Annotated in this window: 2 protein-coding genes; both read left to right on the top strand. The window is 48.5% G+C overall.

The window, feature by feature from the left end:
• A partial coding sequence (locus R7Q47_RS23385; protein ID WP_318089464.1) for an AsmA-like C-terminal region-containing protein occupies window positions 1-1,389 on the top strand: 1,389 nt, incomplete at its 5' end.
• Window positions 1,390-1,423: 34 nt separating this feature from the next.
• A partial coding sequence (locus R7Q47_RS23380; protein ID WP_318089452.1) for a carbon-nitrogen hydrolase family protein occupies window positions 1,424-2,049 on the top strand: 626 nt, incomplete at its 3' end.

Genomic DNA, 2,049 nt, shown 5'->3' with positions numbered 1-2,049 from the left:
TCGGCTCGTTTGCAAATCCCAAATGCGAAATATCAGACCGAAATTGATATCTCGGGCGATGTGCCAGTGTTAACCGCGACCAACTTAGTGTTAGGCAAAGGGGGTTTTAAAATTAGCCCTGTCGTTGGGCACGATGCTTCGATTCGTCTAGATGAGTTAAACCTAGATAAGTGGGCGACGTTACTGGATACGCCAGAGAGTAAAGCGCAATCGGTGCTGGCAAACATGCAGACGCCTACGATTCCTTTACCAACGCGTATTGAAGTCGAAACGCCGAACTTGTTGCTGGGCGGCATTGAGTTTCACGATGTGGCATTGAACGCCAGTAAAAAGAACCTAAGTTGGCAGTTGGACGTGAGTAGCCAAGAGGTGAAAGGCAAAGCAACGTACCTCAAACCGTACGATTTATCGGTGTCTCTAGACCATCTGCATTTGTACTTGCCAGACTTTGAGGAAATGACCAAAGAGCGCAGTTCGATTTTCGCTAGTGAAGATCAGAATGCGCCACTTATTACCAACTTTGACCGCAAGTTTCACGCAGAGATGCCAAACTTAACGTTGAACATCGACGATTTTTGGCTGCAAGGTTACAAGGTTGGCAAAGTGAATGTCGACTTACAGCGTCAAGATGATCGTTTGGAATGGAAAAACATTACCTTCAGTAGCGGCAAAAACCGCATCGATATGAATGGTTGGTGGGAGCTGACCAAAGATCGTAGCCATTCCAATCTGACGTTAAAAATGAAAGGCGATAACAACACGGATCTGATGGAGCGTTTTGGTATCACGTCTGGGATCCAGCAAGCGCCATTTGAGATCAACGCCAATATGAATTGGGATGGTGCGCCTTGGTCGATGAAGACACCAACCTTGCAGGGGAATGTCTCGACGGAGTTTGGCAAAGGAGTCGTGAGTGAAGTCAGCGGCGCGGCGCGTTTGCTTGGCTTATTTAGCTTGGACTCCATCATTCGTAAGATGCAGCTCGATTTTACCGACGTATTCGACAAAGGCATGGCGTTCAACTCCATCACGGGTACAGGCAAAATCCAAGATGGTGTGTTCATCACCAATGATATTGTGATGGATGCGCTAGCTGGTGAAATGCAAATTCGTGGTATTGCAAACATGACCAGCAGAATGGTGGATGCGGAAGTGAAGTTTACGCCGGATATTACGTCAGGGTTACCAATGTTGACGGCGTTTGCGGTAGCCCCTCAAACCGCTCTGTACGTGCTGGCGATTTCCACGGTGATTTCTCCTGTTGTAGAGGTGTTCACCCAAGTGAATTACGAGGTCAAAGGCCCGTTAGATTCACCAACCGTAAAAGAGATTTCACGTAGTAAAGGCGAATACAAGCTGCCAGAAAAACTGCGTGAGCAGGCTAAATAGATCGCCCGACTAAGTGGTAGAAGGAAGAGAACACATGGAACGTGTTGGCATCATTCAAATGACTTCGGGGCCTGATATTCAGGCGAATTTGGACTTTATTGACCAGCAATGTACTTTGGCGGCCAATCAAGGAGTGAAGCTGGTGCTCACGCCGGAAAATGCGGTGTTGTTTGCCAGTCGAGAAGAGTACCATCAACATGCAGAGCCGTTAGGTAGCGGTGCTATTCAAGAGCGTTTAGCCAATATCGCGACGAGTCATCAACTGACGCTTGTCGTTGGTAGTATGCCGATTCAAACCGCGCGTGGTGTGACAACGACGACGCTCGTTTTACCACCTCACGGAAAATGCATTGCCCATTATGACAAGCTGCATATGTTTGATGTCGATGTAGAAGATGGCCATGGCAGCTACCGAGAGTCAGATACTTTCACCGCGGGCAACCAAATTGTGGTGGCAGAAACGGATATCGGCAGCGTCGGCTTGAGCATTTGTTACGACGTTCGTTTCCCCGAATTGTACAAAGCACTGCGTTTAGCGGGGGCGGATACCATTGTTGTTCCCGCCGCGTTTACTGCGGTTACTGGGCAAGCTCACTGGGAAGTGTTGCTGCGAGCTCGAGCAATTGAAACGCAATGTTGGATTTTAGCCAGTGGACAAAC

It is taken from the genome of Vibrio sp. Vb0349, from assembly GCF_033338975.1.
Note: the sequence above shows the minus strand (reverse complement) of the source record. Positions and strands in the feature narration are given on the sequence as shown.